The 25,459-nt window shown below is 71.0% G+C and carries 25 protein-coding genes; 6 read left to right on the top strand and 19 right to left on the bottom strand.

Annotated elements, in window-relative coordinates:
* Nucleotide 1: 1 nt before the first annotated feature.
* The 10 genes from rpoE to IM787_RS19345 all read right to left on the bottom strand — a co-directional run bounded on the left by rpoE (nucleotide 2) and on the right by IM787_RS19345 (nucleotide 7,450).
* A complete protein-coding gene (gene rpoE / locus IM787_RS19390) occupies nucleotides 2–640 on the bottom strand; it encodes an RNA polymerase sigma factor RpoE (protein WP_193678340.1) in 639 nt (212 codons plus the stop codon).
* Nucleotides 637–1,086 (bottom strand): hypothetical protein, encoded by a 450-nt coding sequence (locus tag IM787_RS19385; protein WP_193678339.1) that lies wholly within the window; start codon nucleotides 1,084–1,086, stop codon nucleotides 637–639. The genes rpoE and IM787_RS19385 overlap by 4 nt, the downstream gene beginning before the upstream one ends.
* Nucleotides 1,087–1,117: 31 nt before the next feature.
* On the bottom strand, nucleotides 1,118–2,359 hold the full coding sequence (gene fabF / locus IM787_RS19380; protein ID WP_193678338.1) for a beta-ketoacyl-ACP synthase II: 1,242 nt from the start codon (nucleotides 2,357–2,359) through the stop codon (nucleotides 1,118–1,120).
* A 7-nt stretch (nucleotides 2,360–2,366) separates the two neighbouring features.
* Complete coding sequence (gene acpP / locus IM787_RS19375; RefSeq protein WP_013902185.1) at nucleotides 2,367–2,606, bottom strand: acyl carrier protein; 240 nt, start codon at nucleotides 2,604–2,606, stop codon at nucleotides 2,367–2,369.
* A gap of 94 nt (nucleotides 2,607–2,700) precedes the next feature.
* Nucleotides 2,701–3,450: a 3-oxoacyl-ACP reductase FabG gene (fabG, locus tag IM787_RS19370; protein WP_193678337.1), complete on the bottom strand. Its 750-nt coding sequence runs from the start codon at nucleotides 3,448–3,450 to the stop codon at nucleotides 2,701–2,703.
* Nucleotides 3,447–4,397 (bottom strand): ACP S-malonyltransferase, encoded by a 951-nt coding sequence (gene fabD, locus IM787_RS19365; protein ID WP_193678336.1) that lies wholly within the window; start codon nucleotides 4,395–4,397, stop codon nucleotides 3,447–3,449. Before fabD ends, fabG begins: the two co-directional genes overlap by 4 nt.
* 39 nt (nucleotides 4,398–4,436) lie before the next feature.
* The gene (locus IM787_RS19360) at nucleotides 4,437–5,414 is read right to left on the bottom strand and encodes a beta-ketoacyl-ACP synthase III (RefSeq protein WP_193678335.1); all 978 of its coding nucleotides are present in this window, start codon (nucleotides 5,412–5,414) and stop codon (nucleotides 4,437–4,439) included.
* Between the two features lie 2 nt (nucleotides 5,415–5,416).
* Nucleotides 5,417–6,472 (bottom strand): phosphate acyltransferase PlsX, encoded by a 1,056-nt coding sequence (gene plsX / locus IM787_RS19355; RefSeq protein ID WP_193678334.1) that lies wholly within the window; start codon nucleotides 6,470–6,472, stop codon nucleotides 5,417–5,419.
* A gap of 97 nt (nucleotides 6,473–6,569) precedes the next feature.
* Nucleotides 6,570–6,752 (bottom strand): 50S ribosomal protein L32, encoded by a 183-nt coding sequence (gene rpmF / locus IM787_RS19350; RefSeq protein ID WP_027101192.1) that lies wholly within the window; start codon nucleotides 6,750–6,752, stop codon nucleotides 6,570–6,572.
* Nucleotides 6,753–6,907: 155 nt separating this feature from the next.
* Nucleotides 6,908–7,450 carry a YceD family protein gene (locus tag IM787_RS19345; RefSeq protein WP_193678333.1) on the bottom strand — a complete coding sequence of 181 codons (543 nt, stop codon included), beginning with the start codon at nucleotides 7,448–7,450 and terminating at the stop codon, nucleotides 6,908–6,910.
* A gap of 26 nt (nucleotides 7,451–7,476) precedes the next feature.
* Here IM787_RS19345 and IM787_RS19340 point away from each other — a divergent pair, with 26 nt between their 5' ends.
* Both IM787_RS19340 and IM787_RS19335 read left to right on the top strand, forming a co-directional pair.
* Complete coding sequence (locus IM787_RS19340; protein WP_193678332.1) at nucleotides 7,477–8,082, top strand: Maf family nucleotide pyrophosphatase; 606 nt, start codon at nucleotides 7,477–7,479, stop codon at nucleotides 8,080–8,082.
* The gene (locus tag IM787_RS19335) at nucleotides 8,082–8,840 is read left to right on the top strand and encodes an SAM-dependent methyltransferase (RefSeq protein WP_193678331.1); all 759 of its coding nucleotides are present in this window, start codon (nucleotides 8,082–8,084) and stop codon (nucleotides 8,838–8,840) included. Before IM787_RS19340 ends, IM787_RS19335 begins: the two co-directional genes overlap by 1 nt.
* 3 nt (nucleotides 8,841–8,843) lie before the next feature.
* On the opposite strand, the gene IM787_RS19330 is transcribed toward IM787_RS19335, so the two are convergent.
* From IM787_RS19330 to IM787_RS19315, 4 genes are read right to left on the bottom strand one after another with little or no spacing between them, the layout of a single operon-like run.
* Nucleotides 8,844–9,860 carry a S49 family peptidase gene (locus tag IM787_RS19330; RefSeq protein ID WP_193678330.1) on the bottom strand — a complete coding sequence of 339 codons (1,017 nt, stop codon included), beginning with the start codon at nucleotides 9,858–9,860 and terminating at the stop codon, nucleotides 8,844–8,846.
* Between the two features lies 1 nt (nucleotide 9,861).
* The gene (locus tag IM787_RS19325) at nucleotides 9,862–10,245 is read right to left on the bottom strand and encodes a Rieske (2Fe-2S) protein (RefSeq protein WP_193678329.1); all 384 of its coding nucleotides are present in this window, start codon (nucleotides 10,243–10,245) and stop codon (nucleotides 9,862–9,864) included.
* Nucleotides 10,242–10,910 carry an HAD family hydrolase gene (locus IM787_RS19320; protein WP_193678328.1) on the bottom strand — a complete coding sequence of 223 codons (669 nt, stop codon included), beginning with the start codon at nucleotides 10,908–10,910 and terminating at the stop codon, nucleotides 10,242–10,244. Before IM787_RS19320 ends, IM787_RS19325 begins: the two co-directional genes overlap by 4 nt.
* Nucleotides 10,867–11,907, bottom strand: coding sequence for an RluA family pseudouridine synthase (locus IM787_RS19315; RefSeq protein WP_193678327.1), 1,041 nt, complete (start codon nucleotides 11,905–11,907; stop codon nucleotides 10,867–10,869). The genes IM787_RS19320 and IM787_RS19315 overlap by 44 nt, the downstream gene beginning before the upstream one ends.
* Nucleotides 11,908–12,405: 498 nt before the next feature.
* Between IM787_RS19315 and IM787_RS19310 the strand changes: the two genes are divergently transcribed.
* Entirely contained in the window at nucleotides 12,406–15,612 is a 3,207-nt protein-coding gene (locus IM787_RS19310; RefSeq protein ID WP_193678326.1) for an Rne/Rng family ribonuclease, read from the top strand.
* A 93-nt stretch (nucleotides 15,613–15,705) separates the two neighbouring features.
* Here IM787_RS19310 and IM787_RS19305 read toward each other — a convergent pair whose 3' ends face one another.
* The 4 genes from IM787_RS19305 to hemC are packed head-to-tail and all read right to left on the bottom strand — an operon-like array spanning nucleotide 15,706 to nucleotide 19,717.
* On the bottom strand, nucleotides 15,706–16,962 hold the full coding sequence (locus IM787_RS19305; protein ID WP_193678325.1) for a heme biosynthesis protein HemY: 1,257 nt from the start codon (nucleotides 16,960–16,962) through the stop codon (nucleotides 15,706–15,708).
* 6 nt (nucleotides 16,963–16,968) lie between these two features.
* Nucleotides 16,969–18,054 (bottom strand): uroporphyrinogen-III C-methyltransferase, encoded by a 1,086-nt coding sequence (locus IM787_RS19300; protein WP_193678324.1) that lies wholly within the window; start codon nucleotides 18,052–18,054, stop codon nucleotides 16,969–16,971.
* On the bottom strand, nucleotides 18,051–18,806 hold the full coding sequence (locus IM787_RS19295; RefSeq protein ID WP_193678323.1) for a uroporphyrinogen-III synthase: 756 nt from the start codon (nucleotides 18,804–18,806) through the stop codon (nucleotides 18,051–18,053). The genes IM787_RS19300 and IM787_RS19295 overlap by 4 nt, the downstream gene beginning before the upstream one ends.
* 8 nt (nucleotides 18,807–18,814) lie before the next feature.
* Nucleotides 18,815–19,717: a hydroxymethylbilane synthase gene (gene hemC / locus IM787_RS19290; RefSeq protein ID WP_193678322.1), complete on the bottom strand. Its 903-nt coding sequence runs from the start codon at nucleotides 19,715–19,717 to the stop codon at nucleotides 18,815–18,817.
* Nucleotides 19,718–19,791: 74 nt separating this feature from the next.
* Between hemC and ppc the strand changes: the two genes are divergently transcribed.
* The 3 genes from ppc (at nucleotide 19,792) to IM787_RS19275 (ending at nucleotide 25,174) form a co-directional block, all read left to right on the top strand.
* A complete protein-coding gene (gene ppc, locus IM787_RS19285) occupies nucleotides 19,792–22,590 on the top strand; it encodes a phosphoenolpyruvate carboxylase (protein ID WP_193678321.1) in 2,799 nt (932 codons plus the stop codon).
* An 82-nt stretch (nucleotides 22,591–22,672) separates the two neighbouring features.
* Complete coding sequence (locus IM787_RS19280; protein WP_193678320.1) at nucleotides 22,673–23,677, top strand: methyltransferase; 1,005 nt, start codon at nucleotides 22,673–22,675, stop codon at nucleotides 23,675–23,677.
* Between the two features lie 69 nt (nucleotides 23,678–23,746).
* Nucleotides 23,747–25,174 (top strand): iron-containing redox enzyme family protein, encoded by a 1,428-nt coding sequence (locus IM787_RS19275; protein ID WP_193678319.1) that lies wholly within the window; start codon nucleotides 23,747–23,749, stop codon nucleotides 25,172–25,174.
* Here IM787_RS19275 and IM787_RS19270 read toward each other — a convergent pair.
* Nucleotides 25,171–25,443, bottom strand: coding sequence for a DUF3297 family protein (locus IM787_RS19270; RefSeq protein ID WP_193678318.1), 273 nt, complete (start codon nucleotides 25,441–25,443; stop codon nucleotides 25,171–25,173). The genes IM787_RS19275 and IM787_RS19270 overlap by 4 nt on opposite strands.
* Nucleotides 25,444–25,459 lie beyond the last annotated feature (16 nt).

Here is a 25,459-nt window from a genome sequence, read left to right as displayed (position 1 = left end):
GTCACCAGCGCTTGCCCGACTGGTTTTCCAGCATGGGCTTGACCTTCGCCGAAATCGCCTCGCGGGCCCGGAAGATGCGGGAGCGGACGGTGCCTATGGGGCAGTTCATCACTTCCGCGATCTCCTCGTAGCTCAGGCCTTCGATCTCGCGCAGGGTGACCGCCTGCCGCAGTTCGTCGGGCAGCGCCTCCATGGCAGAGTTCACCGTGGCCGCGATTTCCTTGGCCGCGAGGACCGTTTCCGGCGTCTCGGCGGAGGTTAGTTCGTTCTCGACGCCGGAAGTTTCTTCCTCATCATCGCCGCCGCGCAAGGAACTCTCGGAAACGACCGGATCCCGCTTCATGTCGACGAGGGCTTTTTTCGCGGTGTTGACCGCAATCCGGTACAGCCAGGTGTAGAACTGCGCCTCGCCGCGGAACTGGGCGAGCGCCCGGTAGGCGCGGATGAACGTTTCCTGCGCGATGTCCTCGATCAGGTCGGTGTCGCGCACCATCCGGCCGATCAGCCGCTCGATCCGGCGCTGGTACTTCAGCACCAGCAGCTCGTACGCCTTGTGGTCGCCGGCCACCGTGCGCTCCACCAGCATCAGGTCGGTGTCGGCAGGAGAAGGTGGGGATGCGGCGGGAGGCGTCTTGGTCATTGTTCGGCCGCGGGGGGCTTGCCGGCGGGGGGCAAGGGCGGGCTGGCGCGCGAATATACCGCACGGCGCAGCGCCTCCCAGTGGGCGGAATCCGATTCACGCTCCATCCAGAGCCACTGCGTGACGCCCTCCTCGCCGCGCCAGCGCAGGAGCAGGCGCGACTGCAGGTCCAGGGCAGCGACCACGCTGCCCGCCCGCTCCTGCCATTGCCACGCGCTGCCGTCCCAGCGCAGCACGCCGGCCGGCGAGCGAAGCCAGCTCGCCAGGGCGAACGCGCCCAGGGACAGGGTGGCGAGACCCGCCAGCGCCTGGCGCCAGCCCGGGGCGTCCGCGCTGGCGGTCCACGCGGCGGCGGCGGCAAGTGCGAGCAGGAAGACGGCCGCATGCAGCGCCCCGGCGAAGGCGCTGCGCCCCACCGGATAGCTCACCGATGGGGCTGCATGCATGGGAAAGTGGGGGAGCGGCCCGCGGGCGCGCTCAGATGCGCCTGAAGACCAGCGAACCGTTGGTGCCGCCGAAGCCGAAGTTGTTCTTCAGCGCCACGTCGATCTTCACGTCCCGCGCCTCGTTGGCGCAGTAGTCCAGGTCGCATTCGGGGTCCTGGTTGAAGATGTTGATGGTGGGCGGGCTCTTCTGGTGGTGGATGGCCAGGACCGTGAACACCGACTCGATGCCGCCGGCGCCGCCGAGGAGGTGGCCGGTCATCGACTTGGTGGAGTTCACCACGACCTTCTTCGCGTGGTCGCCCAGCGTGTTCTTGATCGCGTTGGTCTCGTTCACGTCGCCCAGCGGCGTGGAGGTGCCGTGCGCGTTGAGGTAATGGACCTGGTCGGGGTTGACGCCGGCGTTCTTCAGCGCGGCGGCCATGGAACGGCGCGGGCCGTCCACGTTGGGAGCGGTCATGTGGTACGCGTCGGCGCTCATGCCGAAACCGGCGAGCTCGGCGTAGATCTTCGCGCCGCGCTTCTTCGCGTGTTCGTACTCCTCGAGCACCATCACGCCGCCGCCTTCGCCGAGCACGAAGCCGTCGCGGTCCTTGTCCCACGGGCGGGAGGCGGTCTTCGGGTCGTCGTTGCGGGTCGACAGCGCGCGCGCCGCGGCAAAGCCGCCGATGCCCAGCATCGAGACGCAGGACTCGGCGCCGCCCGCCACCATGACGTCGGCGTCGCCCGACTCGATCATGCGGCCGGCCAGGCCGATGGCGTGCAGGCCGGTGGTGCAGGCCGTGACGACGGCGATGTTCGGCCCCTGGAAGCCGTGGCGGATCGAGACGTGGCCGGAGATCATGTTGATGATCGACGCGGGCACGAAGAAGGGCGAGATGCGGCGCGGGCCGCGGTTCACCATCTCGGTGTGGGTTTCCTCGATCATCGGCAGGCCACCGATGCCGGAGCCGATGTTCACGCCGATGCGCGTGGCGAGTTCCGGGTCCAGCTGGTCACCGCTCGGCAGGCCCGCATCCTTGATCGCCTGGTCGGCCGCGGCCAGCCCCAGGTGGATGAAGCGGTCCATGTGCCGGGCTTCCTTCTCCGGCATGTACTGCGTGACGTCGAAGCCCTTGACCTCGCCGGCGAACCTGACCGAAAGCGTGCTGGCGTCGAAGGACTGGACCAAGTCGATGCCGCTCTGGCCCCTGATCAGGTTGGCCCAGGACTCCTCGACCGAATTGCCGACCGGGCTCACGCAGCCCAGCCCCGTCACGACGACACGGCGGCGCATGCTGGGCTCAGGCCTTCTGGTGGGCGTTGGCGTAGTCGATGGCGTTCTGCACCGTCGTGATCTTCTCGGCGTCCTCGTCCGGGATCTCGATGCCGAACTCGTCCTCGAGGGCCATGACCAGTTCCACGGTGTCGAGCGAGTCCGCGCCGAGGTCGGCCACGAAGGCCTTCTCGTTGGTGACCTGGGACTCTTCCACGCCGAGCTGCTCGGCGATGATTTTCTTGACACGTGCTTCGATATCGCTCATGGGGTTCCCTCTAAGGGTTGTGTTGAATCCGCGATTTTAAGCCGGGCGGAGGGTCCGGCTGGGGTGGGAGGCGCCGGCGGTCCGGTGAGGCCTGTCAGGCCATGAACATGCCGCCGTTCACATGGATTTCCTGTCCGCTCACGTAGCCGGCCTGCGGCGAGGCCAGCCAGGCGACGGCATGGGCGATGTCGGCAGGCTTGCCGAGGTGGCCCAGCGGGATCTGACCCAGCAGCGCCTTCTGCTGGTCTTCCGGCAGGGCGGCGGTCATGTCGGTCTCGATGAAGCCCGGCGCCACGCAGTTGACCGTGATGCCCCGACTGCCGAGTTCGCGGGCGAGCGCCCGCGTCATGCCTGCGACACCGGCCTTGGCGGCCGCGTAGTTCGCCTGGCCCGGGTTGCCGGAGGCGCCGACCACGCTGGTGATGCTGACGATGCGGCCGTAGCGCTGCTTCATCATCGTGCGCATCACGGCGCGGCTCATCCGGAAGACGGCCTTGAGGTTGGTGTCCAGCACGGCGTCCCAGTCCTCGTCCTTCATGCGCATGGCCAGGGTGTCGCGCGTGATGCCGGCGTTGTTCACCAGCACGTGCAGCGCGCCGTGCTCCTTGGCGATGGCATCCACCAGGGCCTCGCCGGCCTTGGCGTCGTTCACGTCCAGCCTGGCGCCGCGGCAGCCCGCGTGCTGCGACAGGGCCTGCGACACCTTGGCCGCGCCTTCGTCGGTGGTGGCGGTGCCGATCACCTTCATGCCGCGCACCGCGAGTTCCTGCGCGATGGCGGCGCCGATGCCGCGCGAGGCGCCGGTGACGAGGGCGACCTGGCCCTGCAGCGTGGACGTGGTCATGCGAGCAGCCCTTTCGCTTCGGCGAGCGTCGCCGGGTCGTACACGGCGCCGGACACCAGGGCCGGATCGACCCGCTTCACCAGGCCGGCCAGCACCTTGCCCGGACCGCATTCGATGATCGTCGTCACGCCGCGCTGCTGGATCGCGCGCACGCATTCCACCCAGCGCACCGGGCCGAACGCCTGCTGGTACAGGGCGGCGCGGATCCGGTCCGGATCGGTTTCGACCTGCACCTCGATGTTGTTCACCACCGGGATCCGCGGCGCCTGCAGCGGCGTGGCGGCCAGGCGCTCGCGGAGCTTCTCGGCCGCCGGCTTCATCAGGCTGGAATGGAAGGGCGCGGACACCGGCAGCAGCAACGCACGCTTGGCGCCCATGCCCTTGAGCATCTCGCAGGCGCGGTCGACGGCGGCCTTGCTGCCGGCGATCACCGTCTGCGCGGGATCGTTGAAGTTCGCGGCTTCCACCGCTTCGCCGCTGTTGGTGCCCAGGCTGCGCAGCGCTTCGGCGCAGCCTTCGATGACCTTCTGCGCGTCGAGGCCGAGGATCGCGGCCATCGCGCCCGTGCCCACGGGCACGGCTTCCTGCATGGCCTGCGCGCGGAAGCGCACGAGAGGCGCGGCATCGGCCAGCGTCAGCGCACCCGAGGCCACCAGCGCGGTGTATTCGCCGAGGGAATGGCCGGCCACGACGGCCGGTTCGGCGCCGCCCTCGGCGCGCCATGCGCGGTACGCCGCGATGCCGGCCACCAGCATCACGGGTTGCGTGTTGGTGGTGAGCGCCAGGGCTTCCTTCGGGCCCTCGCGGACCAGGCGGCCGACGTCCTCGCCGAGCGCATCGGACGCTTCCTTCAGCGTGTCGCGCACGGCGGGGTGGTCGCCCCACGCGTCCAGCATGCCGACGGCTTGCGAGCCCTGTCCCGGAAAGACGAAAGCGAACGGTTTCATGTCGTCCTCGAATGTTCGTGCCGAAGCCGGGTCCCGGCTTCAGAAATCCAGCAGCACCGCGCCCCAGGTGAAGCCGCCGCCGACGCCTTCCAGCATGAGCGTGTCGCCCTTGCGCACCTTGCCGCTGCGCACCGCGACGTCCAGCGCGAGCGGGATCGACGCGGCCGACGTGTTGCCGTGCTGGTCCACGGTGACGACCAGCTTGTCCATCGGCAGCTTCAGCTTCTTCGCCGTGCCCTGCATGATGCGGATGTTGGCTTGGTGCGGGATGAGCCAGTCGATGTCGGCCTCGGTCTTGCCGGCCTTGGCCAGCGTGGCGCGGGCGGCCTCTTCCAGCACGCCGACGGCCAGCTTGAACACGGCCTGGCCGTCCATGCGCAGCAGCGGGTTGCCGTGCACCTTGCCGCCGAACACGGTGCCGGGCACGCACAGGATCTCGACGTGCTTGCCGTCGGCATGCAGGTCGCTCGCCAGGATGCCGGGCGTGTCGGACGCCTCCAGCACCACGGCGCCGGCGCCGTCGCCGAACAGCACGCAGGTGGTGCGGTCGCCGAAGTCGAGGATGCGCGAGAACACCTCGGCGCCGATCACCAGCGCGCATTTCGCGCTGCCGGTGCGGACCATCGCGTCGGCGACGGTCAGCGCGTACACGAAGCCGCTGCACACGGCCTGCACGTCGAACGCGGCGCAGCCGGCGATGCCGAGCTTGTTCTGCAGGATGGTCGCCGAGGACGGGAACACCATGTCCGGCGTCGAAGTGGCGACGATGATCAGGTCGACGTCGGACGGCTTGCGGCCCGCGGCTTCCAGGGCGTTGCGCGCGGCCTGCACGCCCAGGTCGCTGGTCGAGACCTCCGGTTCGGCGAAGTGGCGCGCGCGGATGCCCGTGCGCTCCACGATCCATTCATCCGAAGTCTCGACGCCGGTGGCGGCCAGCTGGGCCGCCAGCTCCGCATTGGTCACGCGCTTCGGGGGCAGGAAACTGCCGGTGCCCGTGATCCGGGAATACTTGTTCATTCTCAGGTGACCGCCGCTTCCACGGGCCGGGCATCCTCGTCGCCGCCCGCCAGCAGGGGCCGGGCATGCGCGATCCGGGCCTGGACGCGGTCGAGCAGATTGTTCCGGGCCGCATCATACGCGCGGTTCAGCGCCTGCTCGAAGGCCAGTTCGTCGGCCGAACCGTGGCTCTTGAACACCAGACCGCGCAGCCCCAGCAGGGCGGCGCCGTTGTAGCGGCGGTAGTCCACGCGCTTCTTGAGCGCGGACAGCACCGGATACGCGGCGATGGCGGCCAGCTTGGTGAGCGGGTTGCGCGTGAACTCTTCCTTCAGGAAGCCGCTGATCAGGGAGGCGACGCCTTCGCTCGTCTTGAGCGCGACGTTGCCCACGAAGCCGTCGCACACCACGATGTCGGTCGTGCCCTTGAAGATGTCGTTGCCTTCCACGTTGCCGTAGAAGTTGAGGTCGCCCGCCGCGCCAGCCGCCCGCAGCAGTTCGCCGGCGCGCTTGATCACCTCGTTGCCCTTGATCACTTCCTCGCCGATGTTCAACAGGCCCACCGACGGGCTGTTGTCCTCGCCGAAGGCGGACACCAGCGCGGAGCCCATCACCGCGAACTGCAGCAGGTGGTGCTCGGTGCAGTCGACGTTGGCGCCCAGGTCCAGCACCGTCGTCGCCCCGCCCTTCGCATTGGGCAGGTGCGTGGCGATCGCGGGGCGGTCGATCCCGTCCAGGGTCTTCAGGAGGTAGCGCGCGAGCGCCATCAGCGCGCCGGTGTTGCCGGCGGAGACCGCCACCTGCGCCTGGCCGTCCTTCACCTGCTGGATCGCCACGCGCATGGACGAATCCTTCTTGCGGCGCAGGGCGACCTCGACCGCGTCGTCCATGGTCACCACCTCGGTGGCGGGCACGATGCGGGCGCGGGGATGCTGCAGGGCGGCCAGTTCGGCGGGCAGGCCGACCAGCAGGAGCTGCGCTTCGGGGTGCGCCTCCAGGAAGTTGCGGCAGGCCGCCAGCGTGACGCGGGGGCCGTGGTCGCCGCCCATGCAATCGACAGCCAGGGTGGTCGTCGTCATGGCGTGAACTGTAGGGGCAAACGGAAGAGGTGCGGGGCGCGCAAGAAAAAAGGCCCGGCCTGCCTTGCGCAGCCGGGCCCCCTGCCTGGACCGGTGGTCAGGCGTCGTTCTTGGTCTTCAGCACCTTGCGGCCACGGTAGAAGCCGGTGGGGCTGATGTGGTGGCGCAGGTGGGTTTCGCCCGTGGTGGGCTCCACCGCGATGCCCGGCACGGTCAGCGCGTTGTGCGAACGGTGCATGCCGCGCTTGGAAGGCGACTTCTTGTTTTGCTGGACGGCCATGACGGGCTCCTGGATTCAATGCGCCGCAGGACGGGGCCCTGGCTGGCAGCGGGTTGGACGGTTGGACGAGGCGCGCTCTGGCCGGCTCCCCGCGATGTGCGAAGCATGCCCTGGCGGCGCGAAGCCCACGATTATAGCCCAAGCCGCCTCCCGCGCTACTTGCCGGTCTTGAGCCGTCCCAGCACCGCGAACGGATGCACCTTTTCGGCCACGGCCTCCTCGAAGCCGGCGTCGGCCGCGGACATTTTCACGGGCTCGGGGCAGGTGCCGTGCATCGGGGCCACCGGCACCTCCATCAGCAATTCGTCTTCCACCAGTTCCTTCAGGTCGAAACTGCGCGACAACCCCAGCAGGTCCTCCTCCGTCGCGTCATCCTCGGCGGCGGCCGTGGCTTCGTCGGCGACGAAGCGGAAGGAACGGTTCACCTCCAGCGGCACGTCCACCGGGCCCAGGCAGCGCTGGCACACCAGCGGCAGCGAGGCGTCGGCCTCGAGGTGCACCCAGACCTGCGGCTGGTGGTGGTGCGGGTTGAGGATCTCGCCGCGCGCCTGCCAATGCACGCTGCGCGCGAGGTCGGCCCCTTCGGTTTCGGCCACCAGCCGGCGGTATTCGCGCAGGGCGTCGGTGGATTCCAGCGCGGCGCCTTCCTCGGCGAAGCGGCGGACGTCCAGGCGGTGCGGGTCGTGGTCCTTGGCCATCCGGCCAGTGTAAGAGAATGCGGCGGATGCAGCCTCCCCGTCCTGCCTCTGCGGCACGCCCCCTGGTGCTCGGGTCCACCTCCGTGTACCGGCGCGAACTGCTCTCCCGGCTGCGGCTGCCCTTCACCGTGGAGCCGCCGCACGTCGACGAGACGCCGCACGCCGGCGAGGCGCCTGCGGAGCTCGCGCGCCGCCTCGCCGCGGCCAAGGCCGCCGCCGTCGCGGCGCGGCATCCCGGCGCCGTCGTGATCGGGTCGGACCAGGTGGCGGACCTCGACGGCGAGCCGCTCGGCAAGCCGGGCAACCACGCCAACGCGGTCTCGCAGTTGCGCCGCATGAGCGGCCGCACCGTCATCTTCCAGACCGCGCTGGCGGTGCTGTGCCTCGACAGCGGCTTCGCGCAGCACGACCTGGCGCCGGTGCGCGTGCGCTTCCGGACGCTGGACGATGCGGAGATCGAGGCCTACCTGCGCGCCGAGCAGCCCTACGACTGCGCCGGCAGCGCCAAGAGCGAAGGACTCGGCATCGCGCTGCTCGAAGCCATCGAGAGCGACGATCCCACCGCGCTGGTCGGCCTGCCGCTGATCCGCACCTGCCGCATGCTGCGGGCGGCCGGGCTGCCCGTCTTCTGATGCCGCACGGACGCCTCTACCTCGTCCCGACGCCGCTCGACTTCGGCTGCGACCCGCAGGGCGACCTGCGCGACGTGCTGCCGGTCGGAACGGTCGCCGCCGCGGCCCGCCTGACGCACTGGATCTGCGAGAACGCGAAGTCGGCGCGCGCCTTCCTCAAGCGGGTCGGCGAAGTCCAGCCGCTGGCGGCGCCTCTGCAGCAGCAGGCGATCACCGAACTCCCGCGGGAGGTGCACAAGAAAGGCGACCACGGGCCCGCTGCCTTCGATGCGCGCGGCCTGCTGCAGGCGGCCCTGCAGGGCCATGACGTCGGGCTGATCAGCGAAGCCGGGATGCCCGCGGTCGCCGACCCGGGCGCATCCGTCGTTCGCGCCGCGCACGAGCTCGGCCTGGAGGTGGTTCCCCTCGTCGGGCCCGTGTCGCTGCTGCTGGCCCTCGCCGCCAGCGGCCTCAACGGCCAGAGCTTCGCCTTCGTCGGCTACCTGCCGCAGGACGCCGCGGCGCGCACCCAGCGCCTGCGCGAACTGGAAGCGCTCGCCGTGAAGACAGGCCAGACGCAAATGTTCATCGAAACGCCTTACCGCAACGCGGCACTCTGGCAGGCGCTGCTGCAGGGCCTGAAGCCAGCCACGCGGGTGGCGATCGCGTCGGGACTGACCCTGCCCGACGCGCAGTGCCGCACGGCCAGCGTGGCGGACTGGAAGCAGCGGCCGGCGCCGGTCGGTGGCCGGCCCGCCGTGTTCGCAATCGGCCCCTGACGCTCAGCGCATCGGCTGCGTCGCGCGGAGGGCCTTGATGGCGCCTTCGCCGATCGCCGCGCCGAAACGCTTGACCAGCTTCTCGCCGATGTTCTCGCGGCGCGTGTAGTCCACCAGTTCCTCGGCCTTCACCACCTCGCGGGCGACGAAGTCGAGATTGCCCAGCTGGTCGGCCAGGCCCAGTTCCACCGCCTGCTGGCCGGTCCAGAACAGGCCGCTGAACAGCTCCGGCATGTCGGCCTTCAGGCGCTTGCCGCGGCCGGTCTTGACCACGTCGATGAACTGCTTGTGCACCTGGTCCAGCATCTGCTGCGCGTGCAGGCGGTGCGTCTCCGTCTGCGGGCTGAACGGGTCGAGGAAGCCCTTGTTCTCGCCCGCGGTGAGCAGCCGGCGTTCCACGCCCAGCTTCTCCATCAACCCGACGAAGCCGAAGCCTTCCATCAGCACGCCGATGCTGCCGACGATGCTGGCCTTGTCGACGTAGATGTTGTCGGCCGACGCCGCGATGTAGTACGCGGCCGAGGCGCAGGACTCCTCCACCACGGCGTACAGCGGCTTCTTGTAGCGCGCCTTCAGCCGGCGCAGTTCGTCGCTGATGATGCCCGCCTGCACCGGGCTGCCCCCCGGCGAGTTGATCAGGAGCACCACGCCCTGCGCGCCCGCATCCTCGAACGCCGCCTTGGCGGCCGCGATGATGAATTCGGCGTTCGCCTCCTGGTCGGGGCCGATCTCGCCTTCGATCTCGATGACGGCCGTGTGGGCCAGTGCCTTGTCGGCGGCCGGCGCGCCGCCCTTGAAGCCCAGCGCCCAGATGACGAACAGGAACAGCGCCAGCCAGGTGAGCCGCGAGAACATGCGCCAGCGGCGCTGCGCGCGCTGCTCCGCCAGCGTGGCGAACAGCAGCTTCTCCAGCGTTTCGCGCTCCCAGCCGGGCGTGAGGCCGCGCGGCGCGGCATGACCGGTGGCGGGGGGGGCCGCCGGCGGGTTTGCCGGCGGCGGCGGCAGGTCGTTCTCGTTCATGTCAGAAGGCAATCGGTTGCAGGTTCCAGGCAGTATGCCAGTGCACCACCCCGTCGCTCTCGCTGAGCTCGATGCCCACCAGGCCGCCCCGGCAGGGGCCGCCCGCGCAGGCGCCGGTGTCCGGCCGGTAGGCGGCGCCGTGGGTGCTGCAAAGCAGCCAGCGCCCGGTGTCGTCGAAGAAGCGGTTCGGCTGCCAGTCCATTTCCATCGCCACGTGGGTGCAGCGATTCAGGTAGGCGAGCACGCGACCTTCGTAGCGGATGGCGAAGGCGCGGCAGGTCTGGCCGCCGTACACCACGTCGAACGGCACCGCCAGGCCGCCGTCGACGAGGTCGGCCGAATGGCACAGCGGCACGCGGTCCGCGTCCTCCGCCAGGCCTTTCATGCGTGCTCCAGCAGCCAGGCGTGGAGCTCGGGGACGGAATGGACGACGGCACGCGGCCCCAGCGCCTCGAAACCGTCGATGGCATGGGCGCCGTAGCCCACGCCGATGCTGGCGCAGCCGGCGTTCACGGCCATCTGCAGGTCGTGCGTGGTGTCGCCGATCATCAGCGTGCGCTCCGGTTCCGTGCCGAACTCGCGCATCAGCTCCTGCAGCATCAGGGGATGCGGCTTCCCGGCCGTCTCGTCCGCGGTGCGCGAACCGTCGAACACGCCCTTGAGCTGCACGCTGTGCAGGACTTCGTCGAGCCCGCGGCGCGACTTGCCCGTGGCGACCGCCAGCCAGTGGTTCCGCTTGCGCAGGTCGGTCAGCATGGGGAGCACGCCGTCGAAGAGGACCAGGTCCTCGTGGTGGGCGATGTAGTACTTGCGATAGGCCGCGCCGAGCTCGGCGTATTTCTCCCGCGGCACGTCGGGCGCCGCATGGGCCAGCGCCTCCATCAGCCCCATGCCGATCACGTACGCGGCAGCGTCGTCGGTGGGCACCGTCCCGCCGACGTCGGCGACCGCGCGCTGGATGCAGCGCACGATGATCTTCGTCGAGTCGAACAGCGTGCCGTCCCAGTCAAAGGCGATCAGGTCGTACTGGCGCGGGCGCGTGGCGGGCATGGTCGACGAATTTCTGCAGCTCGGGGGGAAGGGGGGCCTGCAGGGCGATGCGCTCGCCGCTGGCGGGGTGGTCGAACTGTAACCTCCACGCATGCAGGAACATGCGCTTGAGGCCGGCCTTCTGCAGCGCCTTGTTCATCTCGAAGTCGCCGTACTTGTCGTCGCCGGCGATGGGGTGGCCCTGCGCGGCGAGGTGCACGCGGATCTGGTGGGTGCGGCCGGTCTTGATGGTGACTTCGAGCAGGCTCGCCTCGCTGCCGCCCCCGCCCCGGCCCTCCCCCGGAAGGTGCAGGAGCGGCAGCCGCTCCTGCACCTTCACCAGGGTGATGGACCGCATCCCGTCCGGGTCGTCCTTCGCCACCACCTTCACCCGGCGTTCGCCGTCGGCCTGCAGGTACTTGTGCAGCGGCTGGTCGATCACCTTCAGCTTCGCCGGCCAGGCCCCGGTGACGAGCGCCAGGTAGGTCTTGCCGGTCTCGCGGTCGCGGAACTGGTCCTGCAGCTTCGTGAGCGCCGACCGCTTCTTGGCCACCAGCAGGATCCCGGAGGTTTCCCGGTCCAGCCGGTGCACCAGTTCGAGCAGCTTCGCGTCCGGCCGCGCCTGGCGCAGCTGTTCGATGACGCCGAAGCTCACCCCGCTGCCCCCGTGCACCGCGGTCCCGGCCGGCTTGTCGATGGCCAGCAGGTGTTCGTCCTCGAACAGGACGGGGAATTCGCGGGCCGGCGCCGGCCGGGCGTCCGCCGCCGTCTCGGCGACGCGCACCGGCGGCAGCCGCACGACGTCGCCTGCCGCCACCCGGTCATCCGCCGCCGCCCGCCCCTTGTTCACCCGCACTTCGCCGGAGCGGATGATCCGGTAGACGTGGGTCTTCGGCACGCCCTTGAGCGTGCGGATGAGGAAATTGTCCAGCCGCTGACCTGCCGATTCCTCCCCCACGGTCAGGAACCTGACCCCGGCGCTTGCAGGAGGCGGTCCGCCCCCTATAATCAGTTTCACCAGAGTTACGCTGTAAGTGGTTGATTTGGCTGGCAGTTTAGTCCACGCACCCCACTGAAGGCGACTGGCAGGTCGATGCCACCGGCACCGCGCCGCGCAGATCCCGGGCCACAGCCCGCCATGGCGCACGCGACTGCCGCACGGTCCGGCTCTTCGAAACACTGATACGGAATACAAGTCCGCAAGCCCTCCGGCTCGTGGACGGATCAAAGCGAGACAACGCGGTGCTGATGGTTCTCCTCCTGGCTTTCTGGCGCTGGCTCCTGCCGGCGCCCGCCATGCAGGCACCCTGGCCCCTCGTCGGCGTCAACCCCTCCGCAGCCCCTGCGGTGCAGCGCCGTCGTCCCCTCGCCCCCATCCCTGTGCCCTTGCCACGGTTGCTGAGCTAGCTCGGCAGGCCGCGTCGCACTCCGGCAATTCCATTCCGTTTCGAAGCGCCTGTCCGGCATCGAGTTCGCGCCCCCTGGGGGCGCGTTGGAAGTTTGAAGGACACACGCGATGAAGCGGATGCTGATCAACGCCACGCAGGCGGAAGAACGCCGGCTGGCGATCGTCGATGGACAGAAGCTCCTCGACTACGAGATCGAGATCGAAGGGCGCGAACAGCGCAAAGGCAACATCTACAAGGCGGTCGTCACCCGCGTCGAGCCATCGCTCGAGGCGTGCTTCGTCGACTACGGCGAGGACCGCCACGGCTTCCTGCCGTTCAAGGAAATCTCCAAGCAGTACTTCGCCCAGGGCGTCTCGGTCTCGCAGGCGCGCATCAACGAGGCGATCCGCGAAGGCCAGGAACTGCTGGTGCAGGTGGAGAAGGAAGAGCGCGGCAACAAGGGCGCGGCGCTCACCACCTTCATCTCGCTGGCCGGCCGGTACGTGGTGCTCATGCCCAACAACCCCCGCGGCGGCGGCGTCAGCCGGCGCATCGAGGGCGACGACCGGGCCGAGCTCAAGGAGAACATGGACCAGCTGGAGTACCCGAACGGCATGTCCATCATCGCGCGCACCGCCGGCATCGGCCGCAGCGCGCCGGAACTGCAGTGGGACCTGAACTACCTGCTGAAGCTGTGGACCGCCATCGAGGGCGCGTCCAAGGGCGGCAAGGGCGCCTTCCTGATCTACCAGGAGTCCAGCCTCGTCATCCGCGCCATCCGTGACTACTTCAACCACGACATCGGCGACATCCTGATCGACACGGACGACATCTACGAGCAGGCGCACCAGTTCATGGCGCACGTCATGCCCGAGCATGCCGCCCGCGTGAAGCGCTACCGCGACGACGCGCCGCTGTTCAGCCGCTTCCAGATCGAACACCAGATCGAGTCCGCCTACGCCCGCGAGGTCAAGCTGCCTTCCGGCGGCGTGGTCGTGATCGACCACACCGAGGCGCTGGTCTCGATCGACGTCAACTCCGCGCGCGCCATCAAGGGTGGCGACATCGAGGAAACCGCGACCCGCACCAACCTGGAAGCCGCCGACGAAGTGGCGCGCCAGATGCGCCTGCGCGACCTCGGCGGCCTGATCGTCATCGACTTCATCGACATGGAGGAGTCGAAGAACCGCCGCGAAGTGGAGAACCGCCTGCGCGACGCGCTGCGGCAGGACCGCGCCCGCGTGCAGTTCGGCTCCATCAGCAAGTTCGGCCTGATGGAAATGAGCCGCCAGCGCCTGCGCCCGGCCCTGTCCGAAGGCGCGTCGATCCCCTGCCCGCGTTGCGGCGGCCACGGCCACATCCGCGACACCGAGAGCTCCGCCCTGCAGATCCTGCGGATCATCCAGGAAGAGTCGATGAAGGACAGCACGGCCGCCGTGCACGTCCAGGTGCCGGTGGAAGTCGCCTCGTTCCTGCTGAACGAGAAGCGCCCCGAGATCGCCAAGATCGAGCTGAAGCAGCGCATCAACGTGCTGATGGTCCCGAACAAGACGCTGGAGACGCCGAACTACCGGCTCGAGCGCCTGAAGCACGACGACCCGCGCCTCGACAGCATCAAGGCCAGCTACCACATGGCGGAGGAGGTCGAGGACCCGACCGCCGTCACGCGCCGCTCGCACGAGCGCACCAACAAGCAGGAGCCGGTGATCAAGGGCGTGCTGCCCGACGCGCCGGCCCCGATGCCCGTGGCCAAGCCGCCGGTGCAGGAACCGGTGGCGGCCAAGGCCGTGGCCGCCCCGGCACCGGTCGCGGCGCCGGCACCCGCGCCGGCGGCCGCCGAGAAGGGCTTCTTCTCGTGGCTCAAGAGCGCGCTCGGCCTGGCCCCCGCGGCCGAGCCGGTGGCTGCACCGGCGCCCGCCGTGCAGGCGAAGAAGGAAGAGCGCCGCGACGGCGCCCGCGGCGAGGGCCGCGGTGAGCGTGGCGACCGCGGCGGACGCGGACGCGGCGGCGAAGGCCGGGGCGAGCGTGGCGACCGCGGCGGCCGTGGCCGTGGCGGTGAAGGCCGCGGCGGCGAAGGGCGGCGTGACGAGCGCCGCGAACCGCGCGTGGCCGCGGGCGAAGGCGCCGAGGCCGGCGTGCCGCAGGGCCAACCGCGTGGCGAAGGCCAGGCCGGCCGAGGCGAAGGCCGGCGCGAGCGCGGTGAACGCGGCGAACGCGGCAGCCGTGGCGAGGGCCGCGAGCCGCGCGAAGGCCGCGACAACCGCGAGCCGCGCGAACAGCGCGAGCCACGGGAAGCGCGGGAGCCGCGCGAGCCGAGGGAGCAGCGCGAAGCACGTGAAGGCCGCGAGCCGCGGGAAGTGCGGGAGCCGCGTGAACCGCGCGAGAACCGCGAGGGCCGCGAGCCGCGCGAAGGCCGCGACGACCGTGAGCCGCGCGAGAGCCGCGAGCGCTTCGAGGCGCGCCAGCGCCGCGAAGCCGAGCGCGCCGCGCGCGAAGGCAACCGCGATGCCGTCGAAGCCCGGGGCGACATGCCGGAAGGCATCGTGCCGGCGCCGCAGGAAGGCGCCGATGCCGGCGCACCCGAGCAGCGCGAGGAGCGCCAGCCGCGCGGCGAGCGCGGGGGTCGCCGTGAACGCGGAGAACGTGGCGAGCGGCGCGAACGCGCGCCGCGCGAGGGCCTGCCGGCCGACGCCGAAACCGAAGCGACGGCCCTGGCCGGTGCCGCCGGTTCCGTCGGCGCCGTCACCGAGTCGGCCGACGCGCAGCAGCCGCCGATGGCCAATGCCGTCATGGAGTCGCACACGCACTTCGACGAGGGCCGTCCGGCCGAAGGCACCGACGGCGATGGCCGGCGTGACCGCGGTCGTTCGCGCGACCGCTACGGACGCGACCGCCGCGAGCGGGGCGAGCGCGGCGACCGGCCAGCCGACCTGAACGTCGCGACGGGCGCCGAGGTCTCGCCCGCCGAGATGGAAGTGTTCGCCGGCCACGCGCCGCTGCCGCAGGAGCACCACGCACGCAGCGAGGCCCGCCCTGCCCCTGCCCCTGCCCCTGCCGCCGCTCCGGCGCAAGCGGAATCCGCCCGGACTTCCCTGCCCCGCGTGCGCGCCTTCCAGCTGCCCGTCGAGGACCTGAAGAACGTCGCCGAAGGCTCGGGCCTGCAGTGGGTGCTGTCGGACGCGGAGAAGATCGCCGCCGCCCAGGCCGCGATGGCCGCCGAGCCTCGCCCGCAGCACGTGCCGCGCGAGCGGCCGCCGGCGGTGGTCGTGGACGAAGGCCCGCTGGTGCTGGTGGAGACCAAGCGCGACCTGCGCAACCTGCAGCTGCCGTTCTGACGATCCACTCTGGAATCGCTGCGCGATTCCAGAACGGCCACTGAACGAACGAAAAAGCCCGGCAGAGCCGGGCTTTTTCATTGGAGGAAGCGGTTATTCCCCGGCCGCCCGCTTCCAGGCCTGCGCCGCGGCGGGCGCGTCCTCGCGCTGTTCCGCCAGTTCCGCCAGCGCCCGCCACGCATTGCGGTGCAGGGCGGCATCCTGCAGGCCCAAGGCCGCCTGCGTCAGCAACTGCTGGGCCTTGCCCCACAGCTGCCGCTTCATGCAGGCCATGCCGGCCAGGTACTGCAGCGTCGCATCGCGCGGATTCGCCTTCTGCGCCGCCTCGATGCGCGCCAGCCAGCCGCCGTCGATGGAGTCCAGCCCCTCCTCGAGCGCGCACACCAGCTTCACGCGCAGCGAGTCGCCGAGCTCGGCCTGCTTCTCCCACACCGGCAGCAGCCAGTCGCGGGCCAGGCGCGGGTCGCCGCGCAGCGAGGTGAGCCGCTGCGCCGCATGGATGGCGACTTCCGGCATCACGCGTTCCGGAGGCTCCAGCGCGAGCCAGGCACGCTGCAATTGCGCGACGTCGTAGGCGCCGTTCAGGAGGTCGATGGCGAGGCCGCGCAGGATCCCGCGGGCGGCGATGTCGGAGAAGGCATGGTGCTTGGCCAGCAGGCGCGCCGTCTCCAGGGCCTCCAGCGGACGCCCGGCCTGGCGCGAAGCGCGCAGCCGCGTGCGCAGCGCCACCGTGCGGCGGCCGGCGCCCTGCGGCAGGCCCTGCAGCCATTGCATGGCGGCCTCGGGGTCGCGGTCCTCCAGCGACCAGCGCGCCGCGCGCAGCAGTGCACCGTCGCGCGTCTCCTGGGCGTCGCGGGCCGACGTGGCCTGGTCCAGCGCCTTCTGCAGGTGGCGCTCGCGCGCCGCCCGGTCCTGCAGCGCCTGCGCCGATTCGGCCGCCAGCAGGTGCGCGATGGCGCGCAGCTGGCCCGCGTTGGCGGGCTTCTGCCCGGAAGCGGTGAGCGAAGCCTCCTGGTCGAGCAGCGTCTGCGCGGACTTGCGGGCGCGGATGTAGCGCCCCGCGATCAGGTGCGACAGGGCGTCGAGCAGCGCACCGTGCATCGCGCGCTCCTTCTGCTGCGTGCGCCAGCGCAGCGCCTGCCGCGGCATGTCGAGCAGCGCGGTGATGGCGCCCATGGCGGTGTGCACCACGAGGAAGGCGCCCACCAGGAGCAGCAGCACCAGGTTGAGCGACAGGTCGATGCGGTAAGGCGGCCAGAACAAGGCGACCGAGCCCTGGTTGTTGCCGGCGAACAGCGCCGCCGCCGCGGCGATGGCGAACAGCACCAGGAGCCAGAGCGCGCCCCGCATCGCCGCCTACTTCCCGCCGGCGACGGTGGCCAGCACCGCCAGCGTCTCGTCCACGCGCGGCAGTTCGGCGGCGCGCACCTGCGTCTGCACCTGTTGCAGCTGCTGCAGCACGCCCTGCGTGCGCCGCGAGCCCATGTCGAAGTACTTTTGCACGGCCGCAGACGCCCCCGCGACGTCGGCCCTGGCGGATTCGTTCTGCCGCGCCAGCAGCGACAGGCGCGCGTTCAGCAGCTTCAGCTTGAGGTTCTCGCGCAGGAAGAAGGCCTGCTCGGGCACGACGAGCACGGCATCGGGCTCCTCGATGCGGCTCACGCGCACCAGTGCCCGCAGTTCCCCGGTGACGGCATCACGCCAGCTTTCCCACCACATGCGGGCGGGAGACACCGGCGTCGCCGGCGCCGGACGGGCCGCCGGCGCCTGGGTGCGCAAGGGCACGGCATTGGCCAGGGGCAGTTCGTCGACCTGCCTCACCACTTCGTCCAGCCGGGCCAGCAGGCTCGGGACGTCCGTCACGGCCGCGGAGCGGATGCGGTCGATGTCGCGCGTGATCGCGGTGCGCACCCGGGCCAGGCGCGGCAGCGCGGCGCGCGACAGGCGGTGGTCGGCGGTGCGCAGCGCGGCCAGCAGCGGCTCGGAACTGCCGGTCAGCTGGGCTTGCTGCTGCGCCAGCCGCAGCGCCGATTCGATCTCCACCACCAGGTTCTCGTCGCGGGTGCGCGAGAGGCTCTGCATCAGGTCTTCCAGCTGCGTGCGCTGCAGCGCCACCTCGGACAGGCGCGCTTCCAGCACCGCCTGCCGCGCGACGGCATCCCGTGCGATGTCCTGCGCCTGCCGCGCCAGCGCCCGCGCTTCGATCGCGTTGGCACCCGTGTCGGCGCTCTGCCGCGCCAGCTGCTCCTGGATGGTGGACAGGCGCTGCCACAGCATCAGGCTGGACAGGAGCGCGGCGCTGGCCAGCAGGCCCAGCACCAGCAGGGTGGCCCGCGAGACGGTGGCCGCGCGCACCGGGGTTTCGACGCTGGCGGGCAGCGGCGCCGCCGCCGGCAGCGCCGGCGCGAGCTCGGGCGTTGGCGGTGGGGGCTGGGAACTCATCGCGCCGATTCTATCGACGCGAGCACGTCCGGCAGTCCGGGGCGGGCGGTCCGGACCTCGCCGAAGCCGAGCGACTGCACGGTTTGGGCAATCCGTGGGTGGGTGGCCACGGCGCGGGCGCCGGACCAGTCCTGCCCCGGCAGCAACTGCGCCAGGTGGGCGGCGCCCTCGGAACTGCTGAACAGCCACCACGTGCCATCGCCGGCCGCGCGCCGGGCGACGGAACGTTCCGCTTCGGACCAGGTCGGGGACCGCCGGACGTAGGCCACCACCGTCTCGACCGCCACGCCCCGGGCGGCGAGCTGCTGCACGATCCAGTCGCGCCCTTGCGGCCGCCCCTGCGCATCGCCCCCGCGCACCAGCAGGAGGCGGTCGCCGGCCCGCAGCTGGTCCCGCACCTGCTGCCAGAGGCTTTCCGAATCGAACTGCTCCGCGTCGGCGGCAGGCGCGTCGATGCGTTGCGCGGGCAGCCCGGCGGCCAGCAGCGCGTCGCGGGTCGCGGGTCCCGGTGCCCAGCAGCGCGTGCGCTGCGGGCGCGCGCCGGCGGCGAGGAAGCCGTGCACGGCGTTCGCGCTCACGAACATCACGGCGGCGTACCGGTCCACCTGTTCGGCGGCCTGGCGCAAGGCCGGCAGGTCGGGCGCCGGCGCGATGTCGATCAGGGGCAGGAGGACGGCGTCCACGCCGTGTTCACGCAAGCGTTCGGCCCAGCGCCGCGCCTCCTGTAGCGGCCGGGTGAGGACCACGGCCATGCCGGCGCTCAGCCGGCGCCGCCCGCCCGCAGGCGCGCCGCCACGTGTTCGCCGACCGCGTTGGCCTCGGCCAGGTCGGCCACCACTTCCGCGGACCGCACGCGCACCAGCGTGCCGGGGCGCTCGGGATCGCCCCAGGCGGCGGACAGCTGCAGGTACTCGCCGTCGAAGTGCGCATGCGCCGCCAGCGGCATGGAGCAGCTGCCGCCCATCGCGCGGCTCACCGCGCGTTCGGCGGCGACGCACAGCCAGGTGGACTGGTGCGACAGGGGCGCGAGGGCCGCGGCGACATCCGCGCGCGCGCCGCGCACTTCGATGCCCAGCGCACCCTGCCCCGCCGCGGGCAACATCTCGGCCGGCTCGAACACCTGGCGGATGCGGGACGCCAGCCCGAGCCGCTTGAGCCCGGCGCTCGCGAGCACGATGCCGTCGTACTGCCCGTCATCGAGCTTGCGCAGGCGGGTGTCGAGGTTGCCGCGCAAGGGTTCGATCCGCAGGTCCGGGCGCAGCGCCCGCAGCAGCACGAGCCGGCGCAGGCTGGACGTCCCGACCACCGCACCCTGCGGCAGGGCGGCCAGGTTCTCGTAGCGGTTGGAGACGAAGGCGTCGCGCGGGTCCTCGCGCTCCATCACGCAGGCCAGGTGGAAGCCTTCCGGCAGTTCCATCGGCACGTCCTTGAGGGAGTGCACGGCGAGGTCGGCGCGGCCTTCCTCGAGCGCGACTTCCAGTTCCTTCACGAACAGGCCCTTGCCGCCCACCTTGCTCAGCGACCTGTCGAGGATCTGGTCGCCCTGGGTCGTCATGCCCAGCAAGGCCACTCGGTGGCCGCGCTGCTCCAGCAGCGCCTTCACGTGCTCGGCCTGCCAGAGGGCGAGCCGGCTTTCGCGCGTGGCGATGGTGAACTGGCTCACGTCGTGACCTGCTTGTCTTCCATGGGGAAAGTCGATGCTAGCATCCCCGGCATCTCCCCACCGGAAGCTTCCGCATGCCGCCCACCGAGCAGCCGCCCGTCCGGCGTGCCAAGGACAACGAACGCCCGCTGCTCGAGGACATCCGCCTTCTGGGCCGCATCCTGGGCGACGTGATCCGCGAGCAGGAAGGCGTCGACACCTTCGAACTGGTCGAACGCATCCGCAAGCTATCGGTCGCCTTCCGCCGCGATGCCGACCACGAGGCGGACCGCGCGCTGAAAGGCCTGCTCAAGTCCCTCACCGGCGACCAGGCGGTGCGCGTGATCCGCGCCTTCACCTACTTCAGCCACCTGGCCAACCTGGCCGAGGACCGCCACCACATCCGGCGGCGGCAGGTGCACGAACGTGCCGGCGACACGCAGGAGGGCAGCATCGAGGTGGCGCTGGCGCGCCTGCGCTGGGGCGGCATCCACGCGAAGACCGTGGCGCAGACCCTGGCGCACAGCTATCTCTCGCCGGTGCTCACGGCCCACCCGACCGAAGTGCAGCGCAAGAGCATCCTCGACGCCGAACGCGACCTCGCGCGGCTGCTCACCGAGCGGGACGAGATCCGCGCGCGGGCCCAGCCGCGCGACGCGCTGGCGCCGCGCGAACTCGCCGCCAACGAAGCGCAGATGCGCGCGCGCGTGGCGCAGCTGTGGCAGACGCGCCTGCTGCGCTTCACCAGGCTGACCGTCGCCGACGAGATCGAGACCGCCCTCAGTTACTACGAAGCCACGTTCCTGCGCGAGATCCCGAAGCTCTATGGCCAGCTGGAGCAGGAACTGGGCAACCAGCCGGTGGCGAGCTTCCTGCGCATGGGCCAGTGGATCGGCGGCGACCGCGACGGCAACCCGAACGTGAGCGCCGAGACCCTGGAGTACGCGCTGCGGCGGCAGTGCGAAGTGGCCCTGCGCCACTACCTCACCGAGCTGTTCTGGCTGGGCAGCGAGCTGTCGCTGTCGGCCATGCTGGTGCAGGTGACGCCGGAAATGCAGGCCCTCGCGGAGCGGTCGCCCGACGTGAACGAGCACCGCATGGACGAACCGTACCGGCGCGCCGTCACCGGCATGTACGCGCGCCTGGCCGCCACGTTGCGCGAGTTCACCGGCGGCGAGGCGGCGCGCCACGCGGTGCCGCCGCAGAACCCGTACCTGCGCGCGGAGGACCTGCTGGCCGACCTGCGCACCATCCGCGACTCGCTGCTCGCCCACCACGGCGCCGCGATCGTGCAGCAGCGCCTGCGGCCCCTGATCCGCGCGGTGGAGGTGTTCGGCTTCCACCTCGCCACCGTGGACCTGCGGCAGAACTCCGAGCAGCACGAGGAGGTCGTGGCCGAACTGCTCGCCGCGGCGCGCATCACGAAGGACTACCGCGCGCTGGACGAAGCGGGCAAGCAGCAGGTGCTGCTGCAGCTGCTGAACGACGCGCGGCCGCTGCGCGTGCTGGATGCGGACTACGGCGAACTCGCGCGCAAGGAACTGGCGATCTTCGAGACGGCCCAGCGCATGGTGCGCCGCTACGGGGGCGCGGCGATCCGGCACTACATCATCAGCCACACCGAAGCGGTCAGCGACCTGCTGGAGGTGATGGTGCTGCAGAAGGAGGTCGGCCTGCTGCACGGCACGCTGGACGACCATGCCCGCTGCGACCTGATCGTGGTGCCGCTGTTCGAAACCATCGCCGACCTGCGCAACGCCGCGGCGATCATGCGCGACTTCTATGCGCTGCCGGGCATCGCGCGCATGGTGCAGCGTTCCGGCGCCGAGCAGGACATCATGCTGGGCTACAGCGACAGCAACAAGGACGGCGGCATCTTCACCAGCAACTGGGAGCTGTACCGCGCCGAGATCGCGCTGGTGGACCTGTTCGACCGGCTGGCGAACGCGCACGACATCCAGCTGCGGCTGTTCCACGGCCGCGGCGGCACTGTCGGGCGCGGCGGCGGCCCCAGCTACCAGGCGATCCTGGCGCAGCCGCCCGGCACGGTGCGCGGACAGATCCGCCTGACCGAGCAGGGCGAGGTGATCGCCTCCAAGTACGCCAACCCGGAGATCGGCCGGCGCAACCTGGAGACGCTGGTCGCGGCAACGCTGGAAGCCACCTTGCTCCAGCCGACCAAGCCGGCTTCGAAAGCCTTCCTCCAGGCGGCGGAAACGCTGTCGCAGGCGAGCATGAAGGCGTACCGCGGGCTGGTGTACGACACCCCGGGCTTCGCCGACTATTTCTTCAGCGCCACGCCGATCCGCGAGATCGCGGAGCTGAACATCAGCTCGCGGCCGGCCTCGCGCAAGGCGCTGCAGAAGCTCGAAGACCTGCGCGCCGTGCCGTGGAGCTTCAGCTGGGGCCAGAGCCGCGTCACGCTCAACGGCTGGTTCGGCTTCGGCTCCGCGGTGGAGGCCTTCCTGGCGGCCGGCGACCGCAAGGAACAGGCCGCGCTGCTGCAGAAGATGTACCGGCAGTGGCCGTTCTTCCGGGCGCTGCTGTCGAACATCGACATGGTGCTGGCCAAGAGCGACCTCGCGCTGGGTTCACGCTACTCGGGCCTGGTGCCGGACGCGCGGCTGCGCAAGCGCATCTTCGGCGCGATCGAGGCCGAGTGGCAGCGCACGGTCGTCGCCCTGAACCTCATCACGGGCGAGAAGCAGCGCCTGGCCGGCAATGCGGCGCTCGCGCGCTCGATCCGCCACCGCTTCCCCTACATCGACCCGCTGCACCACCTGCAGGTCGAGCTGGTGCGGCGCTGGCGCGAAGGGCAGGCCGACGAACGCGCCCGCCGCGGCATCCACCTGTCGATCAACGGGATCGCCGCGGGCCTGCGCAACACCGGCTGAGCCGCGGGGGCGCCTGGCTCTGCCGCGCGGACGCGCCCGCGGCCTACAAGGCCGTGCCGCCTGCACCGGCATCGTTGCGGCGATGAACGCACCGGCGGCTCCCGAACTCCTGCTCACCTCGTCCCTGCTGCGCCTGGCCGGCTGGCTGCAGGGCGAGGGCTACGGCTTCACCACCGTCACGCCGGCGACGCACGCGCGCGTGAACGCGCGGCCGGGGAACGCGGTGGCCCGCAGCCTGCGCGACGTGTTCGGCTGGAGCCGGCCGTTCCCCGCATCGCTGCTGCCGGAGGCCGCGACCGAGCCGCTGCGGGCCGCCGGACTGCTGGTACCCGGCGAGAGCGGCCTGCTGCGCAGCGCGGTGCGGTTCTCCACGCTGCGCGGCCACCTCTTCGCGCATTCCGCCTTCCCCACGCTGGAAGAAGACGCGGTGTTCTTCGGCCCCGACACGTACCGCTTCGTCGACCTCATCGAACAGGAACTGCGCCGGCAGCCCCTGCCGCCCGGGAGCCGCATCCTCGACGTCGGCTGCGGCGCCGGCCCCGGCGGCATCCTCGCGGCGATCGCAGCTGCGGTCGCGGGCCCCACCCTGGCGCTCACCGACATCAACCGCCGCGCCCTCGCCTTCGCGGCGGCCAACGCCGCGCACGCGAACTGCGGCCATGCCGAGCTGGCGCAGGGCGACCTGTTCCGTGCGCTCGACGGCCAGTTCGACCTGATCGTCGCCAACCCGCCCTACCTCAACGACGGGCAGCAGCGGCTGTACCGCCACGGCGGCGGCCGCTGGGGCGAAGCGCTGTCGGCGCGCATCGTGCGCGAAGGCATCGAGCGCCTGGCACCCGAAGGACGCCTGGTGCTCTACACCGGCGCCGTGATGGTGGACGGCCGCGACCCGCTGCTCGAGTCGCTGCGCCCGCACCTCGAGGCCGGCGGCCACCCGTGGAGCTACAAGGAGCTCGACCCGGACGTGTTCGGCGATGAGCTGGACGAACCGTCCTACGCCGATGCCGACCGCATCGCCGCCGTGGCGCTGGTGGTGCAGAGGCACGACCATCCGATGAAGGTGCACCTTCATCCTGCAATGGCGTAGGAACCCGACCACGGCGCGGCGCGCGCCGCCCCGATAGCGCCCCTGTCATGCGACACCCACACTGGTGCGATGCACATCGGACAACAAGAATGGCGCCAGCTGCAGTCGGCACCAAGCGGCGAACGGCCCGCAACATTCAAGTCGCAGTACCACGCGCTGGCCGACCGCGAACCCGACCCGGCACAACGTGAAGCGGCGGCAGGGTTCCTGCGGGCGAAGCTCGCCGAGCTGGAGGGCATGGACTCCGGCCTTCCCGCTTCCCCCGAGGACCTGCTCGCATGGATGGAAGGCAATGCGCGCCGTGTGCACGAGAACTATGCGCGCTACCTCGAGGAGCGCAAGGCCGGCGGGCCGCGCCGCTTCTTCAGCAACCGTGCCCACGCCCTGTACGTGCTGCGCTCGGTCGCGCCGACGAAGCTGGTCGACGGCGCCTGGCTCTACGGCCTGCTGCCGCACTGGCGCAGCGCCCGCGCCTCGGACCTGGTCCGCACGTACGTCGAGGAGCTCGGCGAGGGCGCCGCGGACAAGAACCATGTGGTGCTGTACCGCAACCTGCTCGCGCGCTACGCGCTCGACCCGCTCGACGACCTGCCCGATGCGCTCTACGAGCAGGGGCTGATCCAGCTCGCACTCGGCTGGAACGCCGAGGCCTTCCTGCCCGAAGTGGTGGGATTCAACCTCTCCTATGAGCAGCTGCCGCTGCACCTGCTGGTGACCGCGTACGAACTCAACGAACTCGGCATCGATCCCTACTACTTCACGCTGCACGTGACGGTCGACAACTCCGACACCGGCCATGCACGACGGGCCTGCCAGGCCGTGCTGGACATGCTGCCGAAGATGGACGACGGCGGCGCCTTCTGGCGCCGCGTGCAGGCGGGCTGCAAGCTGGCGGATGCCGGCCTGGGCACGGCCGACGTCGTCGAGAGCTTCCATGTCGGCCAGGAGGCGCTGCGCATCCTGGGCCAGAAGTCGAAGGCGGGCGGCGGCGCCCACTCCGACTACTGCCGCGTGGCCGGCCGCAGCGTCAACGACTGGCTGCGCGACCCGCGGGAGATCGGGGCTTTCGTGCAGGCGCTGCAGCAGGCCGGGTGGATCCGCTTCGGCGAGCCGGTGGAGAACAGCCGCTTCTGGTCGCTGCTGCAGGGGGACCGCGCCGAGATGTTCGGCGTCTTCTCCAGCTACGAGCTGCAGGTGCTGCACGACTGGATCCGCGGGGCGGCCAGCGCCGACGGCCGCGCCTACACCGAGGCCGCGCCGTCGGGGCCGCCCAAGCGGCGCGCCACCTTCCGCGCCCTGGTGCGCAACGCGCGGCCGCTTGCCGACGACGCCACCGACACGCTCGACCCGGACCTCGCCCTCTTCCGCGAGCAGCTGGCGCGGGCCGACGATGCGGAGCGCAGCACGCTGCTGGTGCGGGCCATGTCGCCGGCGCAGCACTGGACGCCCGCGGGACTGGAAGCGACGCGCCTGTTCTGGCGCACGCTGGCCGCCTAGGCCCCGGCGCTGCCCTCTTCCTCGTTGTAGAACGCTTCGACCTGGCCCTTGAGCTTGATCAGCAGGGGCTTGCCCTTGCGGTCCAGCGTCTTGCCAGCGGGCACGCGGATCCAGCCTTCGCTGATGCAGTACTCCTCGACGTCGTGCCGCTCCTTGCCGTTGAAGCGGATGCCGATGTCGAACTCGCAGACCGCGGCGTCGTGGTGCGGGCTGCGGGGGTCGACGGAGAGGTGGTCGGGGAGCGGGGGCCGGGTGGAAGGTTCGGTCATGGGCGTGATTGTCCCG

Origin of the sequence: Ramlibacter pallidus (assembly GCF_015070875.1) — a bacterium.
In the GTDB taxonomy this organism is placed as follows: Bacteria; Pseudomonadota; Gammaproteobacteria; order Burkholderiales; family Burkholderiaceae_C; genus Ramlibacter; species Ramlibacter pallidus.
This window is presented reverse-complemented; position numbering and strand designations above follow the sequence as displayed.

Bases quoted from the DNA above. Each gene is read 5' to 3' on its own strand.
- rpoE (WP_193678340.1), bottom strand. From the start codon at position 640: ATGACCAAGACGCCTCCCGCCGCATCCCCACCTTCTCCTGCCGACACC.
- IM787_RS19340 (WP_193678332.1), top strand. From the start codon at position 7,477: ATGCAGCCTCCCCGTCCTGCCTCTGCGGCACGCCCCCTGGTGCTCGGG.
- acpP (WP_013902185.1), bottom strand. From the start codon at position 2,606: ATGAGCGATATCGAAGCACGTGTCAAGAAAATCATCGCCGAGCAGCTC.
- IM787_RS19275 (WP_193678319.1), top strand. From the start codon at position 23,747: ATGCACATCGGACAACAAGAATGGCGCCAGCTGCAGTCGGCACCAAGC.
- IM787_RS19325 (WP_193678329.1), bottom strand. From the start codon at position 10,245: ATGAAAGGCCTGGCGGAGGACGCGGACCGCGTGCCGCTGTGCCATTCG.
- IM787_RS19280 (WP_193678320.1), top strand. From the start codon at position 22,673: ATGAACGCACCGGCGGCTCCCGAACTCCTGCTCACCTCGTCCCTGCTG.
- plsX (WP_193678334.1), bottom strand. From the start codon at position 6,472: ATGACGACGACCACCCTGGCTGTCGATTGCATGGGCGGCGACCACGGC.
- rpmF (WP_027101192.1), bottom strand. From the start codon at position 6,752: ATGGCCGTCCAGCAAAACAAGAAGTCGCCTTCCAAGCGCGGCATGCAC.
- IM787_RS19300 (WP_193678324.1), bottom strand. From the start codon at position 18,054: ATGAGTTCCCAGCCCCCACCGCCAACGCCCGAGCTCGCGCCGGCGCTG.
- IM787_RS19295 (WP_193678323.1), bottom strand. From the start codon at position 18,806: ATGGCCGTGGTCCTCACCCGGCCGCTACAGGAGGCGCGGCGCTGGGCC.
- IM787_RS19360 (WP_193678335.1), bottom strand. From the start codon at position 5,414: ATGAACAAGTATTCCCGGATCACGGGCACCGGCAGTTTCCTGCCCCCG.
- fabF (WP_193678338.1), bottom strand. From the start codon at position 2,359: ATGCGCCGCCGTGTCGTCGTGACGGGGCTGGGCTGCGTGAGCCCGGTC.
- IM787_RS19345 (WP_193678333.1), bottom strand. From the start codon at position 7,450: ATGGCCAAGGACCACGACCCGCACCGCCTGGACGTCCGCCGCTTCGCC.
- IM787_RS19335 (WP_193678331.1), top strand. From the start codon at position 8,082: ATGCCGCACGGACGCCTCTACCTCGTCCCGACGCCGCTCGACTTCGGC.
- IM787_RS19310 (WP_193678326.1), top strand. From the start codon at position 12,406: ATGAAGCGGATGCTGATCAACGCCACGCAGGCGGAAGAACGCCGGCTG.
- fabD (WP_193678336.1), bottom strand. From the start codon at position 4,397: ATGAAACCGTTCGCTTTCGTCTTTCCGGGACAGGGCTCGCAAGCCGTC.
- IM787_RS19330 (WP_193678330.1), bottom strand. From the start codon at position 9,860: ATGAACGAGAACGACCTGCCGCCGCCGCCGGCAAACCCGCCGGCGGCC.
- IM787_RS19385 (WP_193678339.1), bottom strand. From the start codon at position 1,086: ATGCATGCAGCCCCATCGGTGAGCTATCCGGTGGGGCGCAGCGCCTTC.
- IM787_RS19305 (WP_193678325.1), bottom strand. From the start codon at position 16,962: ATGCGGGGCGCGCTCTGGCTCCTGGTGCTGTTCGCCATCGCCGCGGCG.
- fabG (WP_193678337.1), bottom strand. From the start codon at position 3,450: ATGACCACGTCCACGCTGCAGGGCCAGGTCGCCCTCGTCACCGGCGCC.
- IM787_RS19320 (WP_193678328.1), bottom strand. From the start codon at position 10,910: ATGCCCGCCACGCGCCCGCGCCAGTACGACCTGATCGCCTTTGACTGG.
- IM787_RS19270 (WP_193678318.1), bottom strand. From the start codon at position 25,443: ATGACCGAACCTTCCACCCGGCCCCCGCTCCCCGACCACCTCTCCGTC.
- ppc (WP_193678321.1), top strand. From the start codon at position 19,792: ATGCCGCCCACCGAGCAGCCGCCCGTCCGGCGTGCCAAGGACAACGAA.